Below are 17,561 nucleotides of genomic sequence, written 5' to 3'. Positions count from 1 at the left end.
CTTCGCAGTTGAATTCGGGATTATTTTTACTTTAATCATTTGCCTAAATAGAGAGTTTAGCAAGGTAAAGTCTCTATTTATCTGAAAGTTTTTACGATAAGCTGTTTTTATAGCTAATGTTATAAGGTCAAGAGTGAATCTGATAAGGCTGTTTACAGGTTCGCTGATCAGTAAAGGGTTGTGAGAGGGTGTAATGAGAAAATGCCGTTGGTTAGTGATATTGGTGTGCTTTCTATTTGCTGGATGTGGGACAAAATTCGCCTATAACAATATCAGTTGGTTTGCGGTTAGTTATATTGAAGACTTTGTTTCGTTATCTAATAGTCAAGAGTCCGAGCTAGAAGCCCGCCTAGACTTATTGCAAACCTGGCATAAAAAAACTCAACTCCCATTGTATATTTCACAATTAGAAGTGATTCAAAGTATTACTCGTGCCGATATGAATTCTGCGTTTATCATCGACCAAAGTGAGAAAATTAAGAATCATATTCGTGCGATCGTTAATAAGTTTGCACCCGATGTTTACGCGTTAAGTATGCAACTTAGCCCTAAGCAAGATAGCGAGTTCTTAAAAAACTTTAGAGAAAAGCAGCAAGACTATTACGAAGAAAGATTGTCGTTGAATGACGAAGATTCCAGAGAACGATATCGAAATCGAATAGAAGAGAGGCTAGAGCGGTGGCTAGGATCGGTATCGAAAGAACAAAAACAGATTATTTATACTTGGTCTCAAGAGTGGATAAATACCAACGATAACTGGCGCCAATATCAAAATAATACCTACCAAGATCTCACAACACTGATGGAAAAGAAGGCCGATCTACATATCGCACAGCCGATTATTATGAATTTGCTTCTAAATAACGAAGCTTATTATCCAGACGAATTGGAATCTAAGCTTAATAAGAATATGCAGACATCAGCCAAATTTTTAGTGGATATCGCATCGGTAAGTAGTGATAAGCAATGGTCTTATTTCATGAATGAATTAGAGAGCCTTGAGTCAACTTTGATGACTTTGCAAGAGTAGGGCGCAAGTATGCCTTGCTAATAAAAGAAAAGGCTATTCTAGAAATATAGAGCAGCCTTCACTTATTCTAATTATTCCGAATGCACTTAACCTCGATTACTCATCAGCAACTTTGGAATAGAGCCTTTCGCTGTCTTCGATATTTTTTGCATCAGTTGAAAGCTTGGTTGCTGAATACCGTGGTCGCTTTGCAGCTCATCAATCATCAATAACCACAGTCTAGCTGTCATTTCTGAATCGGCTAACGCTCTGTGGAAGGTGCCGTCGTTGTCGATATTCTTGAAACGCACAAGGTCGCCTAGCTTATGAGTCGGTGCGTCTTGGATTAGGCGGCGAGCAATCAGCATTGAGCAGGCAAATTGTCCATTGTAATCACGACCAATGTTATCTAACTCTGCATCAAGAAAGCGTTTATCAAATGAGGCATTGTGAGCGACAAGTTGGCTGTCTTGAATGAAGTCTGCAAATTCATCCATCACTTCACTGCAACTGGCCGCTGTGCTTAACATGCGGTTACTGATTCCGGTATAGCCTTCAATGAATCCATTGACACGAAACCCTGGGTTCATGAGTTGTTGGAAGGTGTCGACGACTTCGCCGTTAACGAGTTTTACCGCACCGATCTCAATCGCTCGGTCACCCATATTTGGTGATAAGCCTGTGGTTTCGAAATCGAGAACGATAACGGAGTCTGCGGAGTTTGGAGCCATCGTGTTTCCTAATTGCTATTGGGTGGTATCGCTTTATATGAGGCGTTTGGTGCTGTTATTAATTAAGTTATTGCGTATTACTGCTGATAGTGAGCTCAGTGTAACCCGTCGAATCATCATGCTCTCTGTGGAAGGTCAAAGTATCGTAGCGGTGAACAATCAATTCAGCTGTGGTTGCGATAATCGTTCCCTCCAGTAGATGTCCGCCAATCACGTCACCATTCTCATCAGCAACGGATATATGAACGTGCTGGTGGTTAGGCGTTAGTGTTGCCATTACAGATACAATTTCGAACGGGGCTTGAACTAGCTTGGTATTGTTGGCATTAGCTAAGCGAATATTGAGTTGAGAAACACATCCGACACAAGATGCGATAGAGCCTGCAGCGACATTATGTGCGGTCACTAACTTCTGGAGCTCTAGCTTTAGGTCTTGGCCTCGGGTTAATCTCGATGCGATAGGAGTAATCATCTCAATACCTCTGTTTTATCTGTGTATCAAAGAACAAAACGAAGCCACATGGGGCTTCGTTTAGGTCATGGGTTAGTTAGCTCGTTATCGCAGCCAGTTAAGCTTTGATAGTTACTTGCCTTCTTTCTCTTGCTGTTCTCTTTTCTTCTTGGGAACGAAGTTCAGCACTGAAATTGGCACTTCTTTACGTGGTTCGAAGCCTTCCACTACACGACGCTCAATCAGGTGACCAAGACGCTTTTCAATAATGCACAGGTTCTTGAAGTTGTCTTTTGATAGGAAAGAGATCGCTTCACCAGACGCATCAGCACGGCCTGTACGACCAATACGGTGAACATAGTCATCAGCAGGGAAGGGCATGTCGTAGTTCACTACGCGGCTTAGGTTATCGATATCGATACCACGAGCAGCAACGCCAGTCGCAACTAAGTATTTTAGGCGACCTTTCTTGAAGTCAGCCAAGATCTTTTCACGGATCGCTTGGCTGCGTCCACTGTGGAAAGCTTCAGCTTGAATACCACGTTTCTCTAGTTGAGCAACCAACTTAGCTGCGCCGTGCTTGGTTTCGATAAAGATAAGCGCTTGATCCCAATTACCTTCGGCAATCATGTGGCTCAATAGTGCTGACTTACGGTCTTTATCTACCGTTACCAACCATTGCTCAATGTTCGCTTTAGACGCGTCAGTTTTGGCAATTGAAATCTCTTCCGCTTCACTGATCGCACTTTTCGCTAGCGCGCGAACTGGCGTTGAAAGTGTTGCTGAGAACAACAGGTTTTGCACATCTTGTGGCAAGCGAGCAATGATCTTGTTGATGTCTTCGATGAAACCCATATCTAGCATGCGGTCTGCTTCATCAAGAACCAATACTTCCACTTCATCAAAGTGAACGGCACGTTGGCCGTACATGTCGATCAAACGGCCAGGTGTTGCAACCAGAATATCGACCCCTTCAATCAGACGATCTTTTTGGTGTTGGTAAGATACGCCACCGTACATCGCTAATGATGTTAGGTTTAGGAATTTCGCGTACTTAGTGATGTTCTGTTCAACCTGAACTGCCAGCTCACGAGTCGGTGTAAGAATCACGGCACGAATGCGTTTTTTACGTTGTGTTTCACCTTTGCTTAGCATTTCTAAGATAGGGAGAACAAAGCTCGCAGTTTTACCTGTGCCTGTTTGTGCAGCCGCAATAAGGTTCTTACCAGAAAGAACAATCGGAATTGCTTTTTCTTGAATCGAGGTTGGCTTTTCATAGCCTTGTTTTGCAACGGCTTTAACAATAGGTGAGCTTAATCCAAGCTTGGAAAATGGCATAAGTTTCTCGGTATGATTTGGCTAAATAGCGATGGAAAGGTTCAACAATCTTATACAAGGATAAGATTAATGGCGGCATTCTACCATGTTGCTTGTGTACCGCTAGTAACATGGGTATAAAAAAATCCAGTATCTACAAGACACTGGATTTTTAGTTTTCGCTAGTATTAAAAAGCGCGCTTAAGCGATCTCAATCTTCTCAGCTTGGTTCTGCTCTACCATTGACAGTGCTAGAGCTTCTGCAGCCTTAATACCGTCGATACCAGCAGATAGGATGCCGCCTGCGTAGCCTGCGCCTTCACCTGCAGGGTAGAAGCCCTTTAGGTTGATGCTTTGGAAGTCTTTGCCACGCTTGATACATACAGGAGAAGACGTACGAGTCTCAACACCTGTTAGTAAGCCGTCTGGCGTAGAGAAGCCTTTTATCTTCTTCTCGAACGCAGGGATGGCTTCACGAATCGCTTCGATTGCAAAGTCAGGCAGCGCTTTTGAAATGTCTGTTAGGTGGATACCCGGTGTGAAAGATGGTTGTACTTCACCAATAGCACTTGGATCGCGACCTTTTAGGAAGTCACCGATTTTCTGTGCTGGTGCATCGTAGTTTTCACCACCAAGAACATAAGCGCCGCTTTCAAGTTCACGCTGTAAACGGATACCAGCTAATGCGTCACCTGGGTAATCGCGTTCTGGGTCGATACCAACTACGATTGCGCTGTTTGCGTTACGTTCTGCGCGAGAGTATTGGCTCATGCCGTTAGTTACTACGCGGCCTTCTTCAGAAGTCGCTGCAACCACAGTACCGCCTGGGCACATACAGAAGCTGTATACAGTGCGGCCATTCTTACAGTGATGTACTAATTTGTAGTCCGCAGCACCTAGGATTGGGTTGCCTGCGTTCTTACCGAAACGAGCTTCATCGATCATCGATTGCTTGTGTTCGATACGGAAACCAACAGAGAAAGGCTTCGCTTCCATGTAAACGCCACGATCGTACAGCATTTCGAACGTATCGCGCGCACTGTGGCCAACAGCCAGTACAACGTGACGAGATTTAATCTCTTCACCGTTAGAAAGCGTTAAACCGGTGATCTGACCGTCTTCCATATGAATGTCGTCAACACGCGTGCTGAAGCGGATTTCGCCACCTAGTTCGATGATAGAAGCACGCATTTTTTCGATCATAGTAACCAGTTTAAAGGTACCGATGTGTGGCTTACTTACGTATAGAATTTCTTCCGGTGCGCCAGCTGCAACGAACTCTTCGATTACTTTACGGCCGTAGTGCTTTGGATCTTTAACTTGGCTGTAAAGCTTACCGTCAGAGAAGGTACCTGCGCCGCCTTCACCAAACTGAACGTTTGATTCAGTGTTCAGTGTGCGCTTACGCCAGAAACCAAAGGTATCTTTAGTACGTTCACGAACTTCTTTACCACGCTCAACGATAATTGGGTTGAAGCCCATTTGAGCAAGCACTAGGCCAGCGAATAGACCACAAGGGCCAAAACCGATAACCACAGGGCGTTCAGTTTGGTTCTCAATTGCTTTAGCTACAAATTTGTACTCCATATCAGGAGTCACTTTGACGTGCGGGTCGCTAATGAACTGTTCTAACAACTCAGCTTCGTTTTCAACGAGAACATCAAGCGTGTAGATAAGTAAGATCTTTGATTTCTTACGAGCATCGTAGCCACGTTTAAAGATATTAAAAGAGAGTACCTGATCTGAGTTGATGCCAAGCTTCGCTTCAATCGCTTCTTGAATGGCAGACTCTTCATGGTCTAGTGGGAGTTTAATTTCGGTTAAACGTATCATTTCGATGTCTCGTTTTTATAGGTGTCTTAGCTAGATCGTTTCTGAATACAGAGCTTGGATGAAAACGCTGATGTTTAAAGAAGCGATAAGCTCACAATGGCGCGCATTTTACGAGAAATTGATTTATCTGTCATACTAATTTGGAAACATGGAGCAAATAGACACGATATTAGAGCCGTATGATGTTGAATTTTGCTTTGGGATGAGTATTATCCCCATTCTTCAATTTTGACTAACTTATAGAGCAGAGCATCATGGCATTTGTCGTAGGCGATAATTGTATTCAATGTAAATACACAGACTGTGTGGCAGTGTGCCCCGCAGATGCGTTCCATGAAGGCCCAAACTTCATGGTAATTAACCCAATCGAATGTATCGATTGTGGTTTATGTGTACCTGAATGTGATGCTCAAGCAATCTTCCAAGAAGATGAACTGCCAGAAGATCAAAAGATCTTTATCGAAGTGAATGCTGAACTTGCAGAAATCTGGCCGGTACAAACGGAAGTAAAAGCCCCAATGGATGACGCTGAAAAGTGGAATGGTGTGTCTGATAAGTTGGCAATGCTAGAAAAGTAATTGTTGAAAAGAATTTAAATAAAAAGGCGTACTGATTTAATCAATACGCCTTTTTTAGCATCTGAATACTGTGGATTAGCTAGTTGGCTTATGAGAGCTAGCTGTGTTGACGACGCATGTTGTCAAGAATGATACCTGTCGCCATTGCTACGTTCAAAGACTCTGCACCACCGAATGCTGGAATCGTAATCTTGTCTGTCACGAATTTAGCGGCGTGTTCACGGATACCGTGAGACTCGCTGCCCATCAGCAAAATGCCATTTGCAGTAAACTCAGTCCTATGAACACTTTCGCCTTCTAAAAACGCGCCGTAAACCGGCAGGTTCGCTTGCTCTAAGTAAGCAGGTAAGTCTGTTTGGCTTACGTGTACTCGGCCAAAGCTACCCATGGTCGCACTGATCGTTTTAGGGTTGTATGGGTCTGCGCAATCGCTGCTCGCAACGATATGTTTGATGCCATACCAGTCGGCTACGCGAATAATCGTACCTAGGTTACCTGGGTCTGAAACGCCATCAAGTGCAATCATCAAACCTGTCGCTTCTGGTAATTCAACGTTCGGGATCTCAACCACGGCAATTGCGGCATTGTTACTTACCAAGGTGCTCGCCTTGGTTAGATCGTCTAGCGAAGCTTCAACACAATCAAACTCAATCAATGATGCGTGATTTTCAGATAGGAAATCAGCAGTCGCAAAGACGTTTTTTACGACTAAATCACTATTGAACAGCTCAAGAACGTTCTTTTCACCTTGAACTAGAAACAGGCCGTGGGCTTTACGTTGTTTCTTTTGGCCCAAAGCACGAAGGAGTTTTAATTGGTTTTTTGAAATCATGTTTTTATCCTAGATATAAGCCCGCGCATTATAGAGCAAAGGTTGGATAACCAAAAGCGTGATAAGCGAAAGCGACCCACTTAAAAAAACAAAAGCGCACTAAATAGCGCGCTTATTCTGATTTACTTGAGCTGAATTGCTCTTAACGATTAATACGGAGCAGGGTAGCGCTTAAAGACCGTGTTGATATCAGTCAGGATCTCTTCTGATAACGGTTTACTGAAAGCGGCGACGTTCTCTTTTAGCTGTTCCATGGTGGTTGCGCCAATGATGGTGGAAGTCACCCCATCAACTTGATTACACCACGCCAATGCGAGTTGGCTCGGCGTAAATCCATGTGCGTTTGCCACTTCTACATAGCCTTTAACCGCTTCATTGGCAGATTCAGTGTCACGGAAAATGCCTTTACGTTGCATGTAAGTCCAACGGCTGCCTTCCGGCCTTGCGCCATCGATGTACTTTCCGCTCAACATACCTGCAGCTAAAGGTGACCATGGCAGATAAGCGACATCTTCATGCACACAGTTCTCAATCAGATATGGCCAGTCTTTTGCGTGCAGCAAGTTAAATTCATTCTGAATAGAAACCATACGTGGTAAATCGTGTTTTTCGCTCAGTTTGAGGTAAGTGTTAATGCCCCAAGTCGAATCATCTGAAAGACCGACATGGCGAATTTTTCCCGCCTTAATACAGCTAGCTAATGCTTGTAGGATTTCCAACATCTCGGCTTCATGCTGCTTTCGGTCAATATCACTGAATCGAATGTGATTTGGGAAATGCTTACCAAAGTGAGGCGTTGTGCGATTTGGCCAATGAAGTTGGTAAAGGTCGATGTAGTCGGTTTGTAGGCGTTTTAATGATGCATCAACGGCTGCGATCACGGCTTCACCGGTTATAGGGCCACCATTTCGAACCCAAGGAAGCCCAGGCCCAGCAATTTTACTGGCAATGATTAATTCCTTGCGACGCTCTGGATTACGAGACAACCAGTTACCAATAATCGCTTCGGTTTTGCCATAAGTATCTGGAGAAGGTGGAACCGCGTACATTTCTGCAGTATCGATAAAGTTAATACCTTGGCTTAATGCGTATTCGATCTGTTGGTCGGCTTGTTGTTGCGTATTTTGTAGCCCCCAAGTCATGCTACCAAGGCAGATACGGGAAACGGGAATTTGACTACTTCCTAGTTTTGAATATTCCATTGAATTCGGGATTCCTGTGGTTAGGTTCTCTGGTACTCGCATTGTAGTTTTGAAAAGAGGGCGAGTGAGGAATGAAAACGAATATGAATTATTAGCACAAAATGGCGCGGCAAGGTATGGCATTAAGGACTTTAGTGAGTCATTTCTATACGCGGTAAGCAACGTGCGTCATGAGTAAAAATGTATTCGTGAAAAACTATGAGGCAAAACGGGAGCGAATTTAATGGTTAAAGCAGGGAGTAGGAGAATAGCGCAAAAATAAAAAAGCTCTACAGGATAGAGCGTAGAGCTTTTTTATAGGGGGTTCTCAGTATTGCTAGGTGTTAATTGAGTTACGAGGTCGCGTTTGTGTCTAACCCACCCTGGGTCTGCGCCTGTCTTAGAGCTTCCTGCCTTTGAACTTCTTTCTCAGTTAATACTGGTTGAAGCGTTTTCTCAGAGGCTTGAGGAGAGAAAATGAAATATTTATTAATCGTCATAACTGTGTCTCCATGTAACGTATGACAGATTCTGTATCAAGGATAAATTGTAATCATCATCCACTTTGTACTTTATTTAGGCTGAGATCAGAGGGCGTAGAATGAGTACAAAGCGATCTCTTATCATCCGTATGCAATGTTGAACTGACGAAACCCTCTGGTCTCAAGTATAGGAAGCTTATCTAATTTCGCACAATAATGATTTAGAGCAATTACATACACGGTCAGGGGCGTAAGATGAAAAACCTCGCTACTGACTCTGTGTGCGTATTTTTCTAAAAATACACCGCTTATCGATATTAATAATTAAGTCAGTAAATCAATTACTTAATCCATGGTGAGATGAATTATGGAAAAGCTTGTAGAACGTTTTCTGAATTACGTTACTTTTGATACCAAATCCGATCCTTCTAATCAGCAATGCCCAAGTTCGCCGGGTCAAATCACCTTTGCTGAAGCTTTAAAGTCAGAATTGGTTGCATTAGATTTAGTCGATGTGTCGTTAGATGAAAATGGATACTTGATGGCGAAACTGCCTTCGAATGTTGATTTTGATGTTCCTACGATTGGCTTTGTAGCGCATATGGATACCGCTCCTGACGCATCAGGTGCCAACGTGAAACCACAAGTGATCAAAGATTACCGAGGTGGAACGATAGAATTAGGCACAAGTGGCGAGAGTTTGAACCCTAGCCAGTATCCTGATCTCGACAGCTTGCATGGTCACGACCTTATTACGACTGACGGCACAACTTTGCTTGGTGCCGATAACAAAGCGGGTATTGCTGAAATCATCAGTGCAATTGCTTACCTAAAAGCGAATCCAGACATTAAGCACGGCGACATTTGCATTGGTTTCACGCCAGATGAAGAGATTGGCCGTGGTGCGAACCTGTTTGACGTTGAAAAGTTTGGCGCTGAGTGGGCGTACACCATTGATGGTGGTCCTGTAGGGGAGTTGGAATTTGAGAACTTCAATGCCACGAGCGCTGATGTTATCTGTCATGGCGTGAACGTTCACCCAGGTACCGCAAAAGGTAAAATGGTTAACTCGATGAACATTGCAGCGCAATTCCAACTGATGATGCCAGCGCAAGAAACACCAGAGTGCACAGAAGGGTATGAAGGTTTCTACCACCTGAAATCCGCTGAAATGGGTGTGGCTCGCTCTGAATTGGGTTACATCATCCGTGATTTTGAACGTGAGGGTGTAGAAGCACGTAAAGCATTTATGCAACAGAAAGTCGACGAACTGAATGAGCGTCTTGAGAAAGGCCGTGTTGAGTTGGTGCTAACCGATAGCTACTTCAACATGAAAGAGATGGTTGAACCGCATCAACACATCATTGAGTTAGCGAAGGAAGCGATGATTGAGTGTGATGTTGAGCCGATGATCAAGCCGATTCGAGGTGGTACAGACGGTGCTCGCTTATCTTTCATGGGGCTGCCATGTCCGAATATCTTTACTGGAGGCTACAACTTCCACGGTATTCATGAGTTCATTACCATTCAAGGTATGGAACAAGCGGTGAAAGTGATTGTTGAATTGTCTCAGCGTACGGCAGCGCATTACCAAAAATAGAACATCTGAGCGTTATATCTCTTTGTATTTTTGAGAGTATTCAATAATACTCTCTTTAAGCAATAAGGGAGTACGCGATGAAAAAGTTAGTTTTACTTTGCACCCACTTAGCTGTGGGTGCTTTTGGTTTTGGGCTGGGTGTTTACGCATTACCTATATTGATTGAGCCTGACTCTCCTTCCTCTAGTTCAGTTGAAGCGATCAGTGAGCAGGCTATCTACACCGGAGAGTTCACTAAAGACAGACAAGACAGTGACTTTTTGCACTGGGGAGAAGGCATCGTCTCAGTGTCTGAGAGTGCGATAGCTTTTGAAGGTGAATTGGCACCAGGGCCTGATTATAAGGTATACCTCTCACCTAAGTTCATTGAAACCGAACAAGCTTTCAATGACAGTAAGAACGAGCTATTAAGAGTTGGAGATGTAAAAACATTCGACCGTTTTATGGTTGAGCTTCCCGAAGGTACTGATCTTAATCGATTTAATACCGTTGTGATTTGGTGTGAAACTTTTGGCCAATTTATTACTTCTGCCCAGATAAAATGATAGCCTTAGTCAGACTGATATCAGTATGAATGCGAGCGCTCCGGAGTTGAGCGCTTTTTCATAGCGCTGATATTGGTGGCTTTCTTGTAAAGCTACCGTTGTAAAGCTAACTGTTGTAATGCTAAGGATTAAGTAATGGAAAAAGTGTGGCAAGTAATAGATTTTCTACTCGCTCATAAGTTTATTTTTAGTGCGCTGATTATCAGTCTTATTTTAATCATCCGCAGAATCACCTTGTCTCGAATTAGAGGTGATGTCGCTTTCCTTAGCGAAGACCAACGTAACTGGATGTCACGTACCAAAAATGGCACCTTTGCGCTCATCGTTGTCACCCTTTTCATTCTCTGGAAGTCTGAGATCAGTGAATTTGCACTGTCAGTTACGGCCATTGCAGTTGCAATAGTGGTGGCGTCAAAAGAGATCATTTTGTGTTTCACCGGTTCTATTCAACGCGCGAGCTCTCGTTCATTTAGAATTGGTGACTGGATTGAAGTGGGCAAAATCAGCGGTGAGGTAATTGAGCACAACTTGATGGCGACCGTGATTCAAGAAATTGATCTCTACCACGGGCAGTATCACTTCACCGGTAAGACAGCCACGCTACCTAATAGTATGTTCTTCACTTATCCAGTAAAGAACCTCAACTTCATGAAGCGCTATGTTTATCATAACTTTTCTGTGACGGTTAGAGACTTTGTAAACCTATATCCAATGGTGCCGGATCTCATTGTTAAAATTGAAGAGCATTGTGAAGAGTTTATCGATGTTGCCCGCCGCTACAATGGTGTAATCGAAAAGCACGCTGGCGTTGACCTTCCCGGATCTGAGCCTCATATCCATATTACGAGCAGCTCGACGGGTGAACAAGAGGTGCACTTTATGATCTTCTGTCCGACAGAAAAAGCGATTCATCTAGAGCAAGATATTCGTAAAGACTTTATGGAAGCATACGCAGAGGCATTCCCACCTAACGCTTAATTTGGCCAGCAGTTTATACCGTTCAAACTACAGCTTCCAAACTACAGCTTCCAAACTATAGCGTCCCAACCATAGCGTCCAAAATACAGCCTCCGAATAAAAGAAAAGCCAAGAGCGATAATATCGACTCTCGGCTTTTCTCTATCTGAAACTCAGCTTAGATATTAGTCTAGGTCAGCGAGTGGCAACCAATCCACTTGTACGCCAGCTTGCTCAAACATATCTTGGCTAACTTTAATCTTGTCGCCCCAGCGAGAAAGGAAATCTTCACTCTGCTCTGGGCAATGTACCGCTGAAATACCAGTTTGGATGATTTTTGCAGCACAGTTAGGACAAGGGAAGTGCGTTACCCAAATCTCACAACTGTCCAAATCACGCTTCGCGAATAAAATTGCATTTTCTTCAGCATGAAGCGTCTTGAGGTATTTCATCTCTCTGTCATCGGTATCCGCGCTATCAGACACACCATGTGGGTAGCCATTAAAACCAACGGAAACAATACGGTTGTGCTTAGTGATTACGGCGCCGACTTGAGTTGAAGGATCTTTACTCCAAGAGCCGACCAATTCTGCCATTTGATAGAAACGTTTTGCCCATTTTGAAATCATTCGGATTACCTTAACGAAGAAGTATGAGTGTTTAGCTTTGAAGTTACATTATGTTAGACAATATACGAGGAGAGTGGAAGTAGGAAATAGTTATTTGATCACGAATTGTTGTTGGTTTGTAAATGGTTGGTATGTCTCTAATTTCAATTTACATGTTGAAACACTTTTGCGAGTTATAATTGATATTCCTCGGACATTTGAAGCAATTGTGTTACGTAACTTTTATGCTGTTCAATTTCTCATAAGTGACGGTATAACCATGCGTAAAAAGTTAATCCTTACGGCTCTTGCAAGCTCTCTTATTCTTGCTGGATGTGGGCAAGATGCTCAGAATGCCAAGCAAGCGCCTTTACCTCTCGTAGCTGTACAGGATGTTAGCGTCGTTTCTCACCAACAAAGTAAGTCGTATATCGGCCGTATCGAAGCCGTTGAAGATACGGCTATCACAGCGCAGGTTTCTGGCTATCTACAGAGCCGTCATTTCAATGAAGGTCAAATGGTCGAAAAGGGCCAATTGCTGTACTCCATTGAACCCTCTTCATTTGAAGCTGAAGTAGCAAGCGCAAAAGCGTCTGTTGCTCAAGCGAACGCGAACCTTAAAAAAGCCGAGCTTGATTTCAACCGAGGTAAGAATCTTCTCCCTAAGGGTAGTATTTCTCAATCGGAATTTGATGCATTGACAGCAAACTTATTGGGTTCTCAGGCACAGCTTGAAGCAAGTCAAGCTCAGCTCAATGCAGCGAATGTCCAGCTTTCTCATACCAAAATTATTGCGCCTTTCTCTGGACGAATCAGTGACACCAAAGTGAGCACGGGTGACTTGGTTTCACCGTCTTCAGGTGTATTAACTACTTTGGTTAGCCTAGACCCAATCCATGCATCGTTCAGCATCAGTGAGCGTGAGCGTATTGAGCTGGGTATGGATCGCATCGAAGGCGACGGCAGCAGCGATTCTGCAGGTGTTGAAGTTCAGATCATGCTTGAGAATGGTGAAGCGTTCGAACATCTAGGTCAGCTTGATTTCTTGGGTAACCGTATCAACCTCAATACTGGTACGATCGCGATGCGCGCCATTGCTGATAACCCAAATCAGCAATTACTTCCAGGCCAACACGTTCGCGTGGATCTACGTGAAAAGCAATCTATTGATGTTGTGACTATTCCACGCCGCGCGGTCCAAACTGACCTAGAAGGTGACTTTGTGATGGTACTGGTTGAAGGCGAAGCTGCGCCCGTTGCTGAGCGTCGAAACATCGAGATGGGTCGTCAGGTTGAAGGTGGTGTGATTGTTCATTCTGGATTAGAGAAGAACGACGCAATAATCACTCAAGGTCTGCAGCGTGTGCGTAATGGTATGTCTGTTCGTATTCAACCTTCTGCTGAACAAGCTGAGTAAGGGGACTATTTATGTTAAGTCGTTTCTTTATTCAAAGGCCTAAGTTTGCCCTTGTCATATCCATTATATTGACACTGGCAGGTGCGATTTCTCTCGCTATTTTGCCAGTAGCTGAATATCCAAAAATTAGCCCACCTTCTGTTAGCGTGTCAGCATACTACACAGGTGCAAGTGCTGAAGTTGTGGAACAAGCGATAGCCGACCCCATAGAAACGTCGGTGAATGGCGTAGAAGATATGATCTACATGTCTTCTAAGAGTGCTAATGACGGTTCGTATAACCTTAATGTGACCTTTGACGTTGGTACCGATGCCGATATGGCTCAAGTCAACGTTCAGAACCGAGTTTCTCAGATCGAATCGAAGCTTCCACAAGAAGTAAGAATGGTTGGTGTAACCGTTAAGAAGCGCTCTCCTGACCTCTTGATGGTATTGAACTTCTACTCACCAAACGGTGAATTCGATGATCAGTTCCTAATCAACTACGTTAACCTAAACATTAAAGACCAACTGGCTCGTGTAAAGGGTATTAGTGAGGTTAATGTATTAGGTGGTGGCGAATACGCGATGCGTGTTTGGTTAGACCCTGAGAAAATGGCTAACCTCAATATCACCACTTCTGATGTGAATCGTGCGTTGGCGGAACAGAACGTTCAAGTTGCTGCTGGTCGTATTGGTGCTGCACCTTATAACAATGCGCAAGAAGTACAGTTCAACTTGGTAACCAAAGGCCGATTAGAAACGGCTGATGAGTTTGAAAATGTTGTTCTTCGTGCAACTCAAGATGGTTCAACGGTTTACCTAAAAGATGTTGCTCGTGTTGAACTTGGTAAAAAGTTCTACGACGGCAATGGTAAATACCGTGGTCAAGATGCTTCAATCGTAACGCTGTCACTTCAGTCAGACGCTAACGCGCTGGAAAGTGGTAAAGCCGTTATGGCGATGCTTGATAACCTGAGCAAAAACTTCCCTGAAGGCGTTGCTTATGAAGCGAGTTATGACACCACACTCTTTGTTGCGGAATCGATTAAAGGGGTAGTTAAGACGCTAATCGAAGCTATCTTGCTGGTAATTGCCGTGACTTACCTGTTCTTGGGTAGTGCTCGTGCAACGTTGATTCCTGTGGTTGCGATTCCGGTGTCTCTAATTGGTACGTTTGCCATCATGCAGATGACAGGCTTTACCATCAATACGGTAACCTTGTTTGGTTTGATATTGGCGATCGGTATTGTAGTAGATGATGCGATCTTGGTTATCGAGAACGTTGATACCACAATGGCCAAAGATCCAACGCTCTCTCCGCGCAAAGCAACACTTATTGCTATGAAGGAAGTAACGGGTCCGATCGTTACTTCAACCTTGGTTCTACTTGCGGTATTCATTCCTGTAGCCATGCTGCCAGGCATTACCGGCATCATGTATCGTCAGTTCGCTCTGACTATCTGTATTGCCGTTGTTATCTCTTCTATTAACGCTCTAACGCTGTCACCAGCATTGTGTTCGTTGGTTCTGAAGCTGGGTGGTGGTAACACTGCTCGTTGGTACCAAGCGTTTAACCGTGGTTTAGAATCTGTTACTAACAAGTATGGTCAAATTGCGGGCTTCTTAGTTAAGAAAGGCGTTCTGCTGTTCACTTTCTTCGTAGTCGCTTTGGCTGCAGTAACGTACTTCGCGAAAACAACGTCTACGGCGTTCGTTCCGCAAGAAGATAAAGGTATTCTGCTGGTTAACGTGCAGCTTCCTGATGCGGCATCACTGTCTCGTACAGAAGATGTGACTAAGCAGTTGCTAGAGATGGTTGAGCAAGAGCCGGGTGTTGATGGTGTGACACTGGTTAATGGCTATGCATTCATGACGGGCGCTTCAGCTTCGAATGGTGCATCGATGTTCATTAAGCTCCACGATTGGGATATGCGTAACGCCCTAGATGGACAACACTCTGCACAAGCGATCTCACAACGTATCAACGGTCGAGCAGCAACGGAACTGCCTCAAGCGATTGTATTTGCAATGGGACCACCAGCAGTGCCGGGTATGGGTGCAGCGTCTGGTTTTGAGTTCGTTCTTGAAGATACATTGGGACGTAGCCGTACTGATTTAGCGATGGTTATGAATGACGTGATTGCTGAGGCGACCAAACAGCCTGAGATTTCACACACATTCAGTACTTTCCGTGCCAACGTACCGCACTACTATGTCGACATTGACCGTGAGAAAGCGCAACAGCTTGGTATCCCACTGTCGGAAATCTTCCAAACACTACAAGGTAACCTAGGTTCTCTTTACGTGAATGACTTCACCATGTTTGGTAAGAACTTCCGCGTAACCATGCAAGCTGATAGTGAACATCGTAGCAGCATGGATGACCTACAACGATTCCATGTGCGTTCTTCAAATGGTGAGATGATCCCACTAAGTACACTCGTGACTTATGATCAGATCTTCGAACCGGATGTAGCATGGCGTTACAACATGTACCGCAGTGCCGTAATTCAAGGCCAACCAGCGCCAGGTTACTCAAGTGGTGATGCGATTGCTGCAATGGAACGTGTAGCCGCTGAAGTATTACCTCAGGGTTATCAGTACGAATGGACGGGCATGGCTTACCAAGAAGTATTAGCAGGTAACCAAGCGATCTTTGCTTTCGCTCTTGCTCTGATCTTCATCTACTTGTTTATGGTGGCTCAATACGAGAGTTGGACAATACCAATTGCGATTATCCTAGTAGTACCGGTTGCAACTTTGGGTTCCTTCTTGGCGTTGAATCTTACGGGTACACCATTGAACCTGTATGCACAAATTGGTTTGGTTCTCTTGATAGCCTTGGCAGCAAAGAACGCGATCTTGATTGTGGAATTTGCGAAGGTTGAGCGTGAAGACAAAGACGCACCAGTCGAAGATGCGGCGGTGAAGGGCGGTACGCTGCGTTTCCGTGCTGTTAACATGACATCTTGGTCGTTTATCTTAGGTATCTTCCCGCTTATCTTCGCAGCGGGCGCAGGTCACGTGAGTCAGAACTCTCTGGGTATTTCACTGATTGGCGGCCTGTTATGTGTGCTATTGGCTGGTACGTTCCTAATCCCAGGCTTCTATGCATTCGTGCAACGCAAGCGTGAGAAGGCACACGGTGGTAACACCAAGTTGATTCCACTTGATGACGAATAGGGAACTGAGTGTCTTGTAAGGCTAGCTCCTTGCAAGATTACCCCTTGAAAGTTAATTCCTTATAAAAAAAGGCTTAGCATCGCGCTAAGCCTTTTTTGTTTGTGCAAACCGTTTTGAATCCTTTGAATCTAGAGCATCATCTTCAATACATAGTTTTTAGAAACAAAGTGGTGTTTAAGTGCGGCACTGATATGCAGAACAATGAAACAGGCTAAGGTAATACAACTGGCACGATGTAAGTAGAAAAAGAAGCCGTTGATTGCAGGATCGGTAATTAGATTATTTACGCTCACTAGCCAAAATAATGAGTACGGCTCTTTTAGCATTAAGTAACCGGTACTGAAAACCATAAACATCACGAGATACATCAAAGAGTGTGCAAGCTTGGCGACGCATGTTTGCCCTTCAGGTACAGAGGTTGGCATGCTTGGTGATGAGCGAAAGTGGCTCCAAATATAACGGACCAGGAGTAGTGGTGTCGCAACGGTCGCCAGCGACATGTTGAGCACTGACAGAAAAGAAAACAACTCTGGATGACTGGTGACATAGTGCATCACATACCCTGCGATTGTTGCATAGATGATGACAGAAGCCATGAGCCAGTGCAGTAGGCGGCTTACCAAATCGTATCGTGGATTATTCAAATTAACCTCGTTCTGATCGTTATTAATATAAGATTCATCTCGATGCAATAAATCAATTCTCGGTATATTCGCATCGCGAATTAATTATATAGAACAGTATTACGCGGTATTTTTATAATTTAGAAATTAATGATGTTGCTTCAGGTGTTTTATAATTATCAATGATGTTTTAGAGTGTTAATTCCAATATGGACCCGAATTCAACTGCGAAG

Annotated in this window: 16 protein-coding genes; 7 read left to right on the top strand and 9 right to left on the bottom strand. The window is 44.0% G+C overall.

Annotated elements, in window-relative coordinates:
* The first annotated feature begins 193 nt into the window (after nucleotides 1-193).
* Nucleotides 194-1,030, top strand: a complete 837-nt coding sequence (locus BCT34_RS02255; RefSeq protein ID WP_076656741.1) for a DUF6279 family lipoprotein — start codon at nucleotides 194-196, stop codon at nucleotides 1,028-1,030.
* Between the two features lie 86 nt (nucleotides 1,031-1,116).
* Here the strand turns inward: BCT34_RS02255 and BCT34_RS02250 are convergent, their stop codons facing one another.
* The 4 genes from BCT34_RS02250 to BCT34_RS02235 all read right to left on the bottom strand — a co-directional run bounded on the left by BCT34_RS02250 (nucleotide 1,117) and on the right by BCT34_RS02235 (nucleotide 5,341).
* Nucleotides 1,117-1,740 (bottom strand): 3'-5' exonuclease, encoded by a 624-nt coding sequence (locus tag BCT34_RS02250; RefSeq protein ID WP_076656742.1) that lies wholly within the window; start codon nucleotides 1,738-1,740, stop codon nucleotides 1,117-1,119.
* 67 nt (nucleotides 1,741-1,807) lie between these two features.
* A complete protein-coding gene (locus tag BCT34_RS02245) occupies nucleotides 1,808-2,212 on the bottom strand; it encodes a DUF296 domain-containing protein (RefSeq protein ID WP_076656743.1) in 405 nt (134 codons plus the stop codon).
* A 111-nt stretch (nucleotides 2,213-2,323) separates the two neighbouring features.
* Nucleotides 2,324-3,529: a DEAD/DEAH box helicase gene (locus tag BCT34_RS02240; RefSeq protein WP_076656744.1), complete on the bottom strand. Its 1,206-nt coding sequence runs from the start codon at nucleotides 3,527-3,529 to the stop codon at nucleotides 2,324-2,326.
* A 180-nt stretch (nucleotides 3,530-3,709) separates the two neighbouring features.
* Nucleotides 3,710-5,341 carry an NAD(P)/FAD-dependent oxidoreductase gene (locus BCT34_RS02235; RefSeq protein ID WP_076656745.1) on the bottom strand — a complete coding sequence of 544 codons (1,632 nt, stop codon included), beginning with the start codon at nucleotides 5,339-5,341 and terminating at the stop codon, nucleotides 3,710-3,712.
* Nucleotides 5,342-5,595: 254 nt separating this feature from the next.
* On the opposite strand from BCT34_RS02235, the gene fdxA reads away from it, so the two are divergent.
* Entirely contained in the window at nucleotides 5,596-5,919 is a 324-nt protein-coding gene (gene fdxA, locus BCT34_RS02230; protein WP_017631334.1) for a ferredoxin FdxA, read from the top strand.
* A 97-nt stretch (nucleotides 5,920-6,016) separates the two neighbouring features.
* Here fdxA and BCT34_RS02225 read toward each other — a convergent pair whose 3' ends face one another.
* From BCT34_RS02225 to BCT34_RS24365, 3 genes are all read right to left on the bottom strand, one after another.
* Nucleotides 6,017-6,751, bottom strand: a complete 735-nt coding sequence (locus BCT34_RS02225) for an RNA methyltransferase (RefSeq protein ID WP_076656746.1) — start codon at nucleotides 6,749-6,751, stop codon at nucleotides 6,017-6,019.
* Nucleotides 6,752-6,900: 149 nt separating this feature from the next.
* On the bottom strand, nucleotides 6,901-7,953 hold the full coding sequence (locus BCT34_RS02220) for an aldo/keto reductase (RefSeq protein WP_076656747.1): 1,053 nt from the start codon (nucleotides 7,951-7,953) through the stop codon (nucleotides 6,901-6,903).
* A gap of 332 nt (nucleotides 7,954-8,285) precedes the next feature.
* Nucleotides 8,286-8,432 carry a hypothetical protein gene (locus tag BCT34_RS24365; RefSeq protein ID WP_165690313.1) on the bottom strand — a complete coding sequence of 49 codons (147 nt, stop codon included), beginning with the start codon at nucleotides 8,430-8,432 and terminating at the stop codon, nucleotides 8,286-8,288.
* A 349-nt stretch (nucleotides 8,433-8,781) separates the two neighbouring features.
* Here BCT34_RS24365 and pepT point away from each other — a divergent pair, with 349 nt between their 5' ends.
* The 3 genes from pepT to BCT34_RS02205 all read left to right on the top strand — a co-directional run bounded on the left by pepT (nucleotide 8,782) and on the right by BCT34_RS02205 (nucleotide 11,537).
* Nucleotides 8,782-10,014, top strand: a complete 1,233-nt coding sequence (pepT, locus tag BCT34_RS02215; protein WP_076656748.1) for a peptidase T — start codon at nucleotides 8,782-8,784, stop codon at nucleotides 10,012-10,014.
* 77 nt (nucleotides 10,015-10,091) lie between these two features.
* Nucleotides 10,092-10,559 carry a DM13 domain-containing protein gene (locus BCT34_RS02210; RefSeq protein ID WP_076656749.1) on the top strand — a complete coding sequence of 156 codons (468 nt, stop codon included), beginning with the start codon at nucleotides 10,092-10,094 and terminating at the stop codon, nucleotides 10,557-10,559.
* A 135-nt stretch (nucleotides 10,560-10,694) separates the two neighbouring features.
* Nucleotides 10,695-11,537, top strand: coding sequence for a mechanosensitive ion channel family protein (locus tag BCT34_RS02205; protein WP_076656750.1), 843 nt, complete (start codon nucleotides 10,695-10,697; stop codon nucleotides 11,535-11,537).
* Between the two features lie 164 nt (nucleotides 11,538-11,701).
* On the opposite strand, the gene BCT34_RS02200 is transcribed toward BCT34_RS02205, so the two are convergent.
* Nucleotides 11,702-12,145, bottom strand: a complete 444-nt coding sequence (locus BCT34_RS02200) for a cytidine/deoxycytidylate deaminase family protein (RefSeq protein WP_004737813.1) — start codon at nucleotides 12,143-12,145, stop codon at nucleotides 11,702-11,704.
* A gap of 259 nt (nucleotides 12,146-12,404) precedes the next feature.
* Between BCT34_RS02200 and BCT34_RS02195 the strand changes: the two genes are divergently transcribed.
* On the top strand, nucleotides 12,405-13,541 hold the full coding sequence (locus BCT34_RS02195; RefSeq protein WP_076656751.1) for an efflux RND transporter periplasmic adaptor subunit: 1,137 nt from the start codon (nucleotides 12,405-12,407) through the stop codon (nucleotides 13,539-13,541).
* Between the two features lie 11 nt (nucleotides 13,542-13,552).
* Nucleotides 13,553-16,705, top strand: coding sequence for a multidrug efflux RND transporter permease subunit (locus tag BCT34_RS02190; protein ID WP_076656752.1), 3,153 nt, complete (start codon nucleotides 13,553-13,555; stop codon nucleotides 16,703-16,705).
* A 128-nt stretch (nucleotides 16,706-16,833) separates the two neighbouring features.
* Here the strand turns inward: BCT34_RS02190 and BCT34_RS02185 are convergent, their stop codons facing one another.
* Nucleotides 16,834-17,349, bottom strand: a complete 516-nt coding sequence (locus BCT34_RS02185; protein ID WP_076656753.1) for a cytochrome b/b6 domain-containing protein — start codon at nucleotides 17,347-17,349, stop codon at nucleotides 16,834-16,836.
* Nucleotides 17,350-17,561: the final 212 nt, after the last annotated feature.

The organism is Vibrio sp. 10N.261.45.E2, assembly GCF_002875705.1.
Classification (GTDB): Bacteria; Pseudomonadota; Gammaproteobacteria; order Enterobacterales; family Vibrionaceae; genus Vibrio.
The sequence above is the reverse complement of the archived record's forward strand: the minus strand, read 5'-3'. Positions and strand labels throughout refer to the sequence as shown.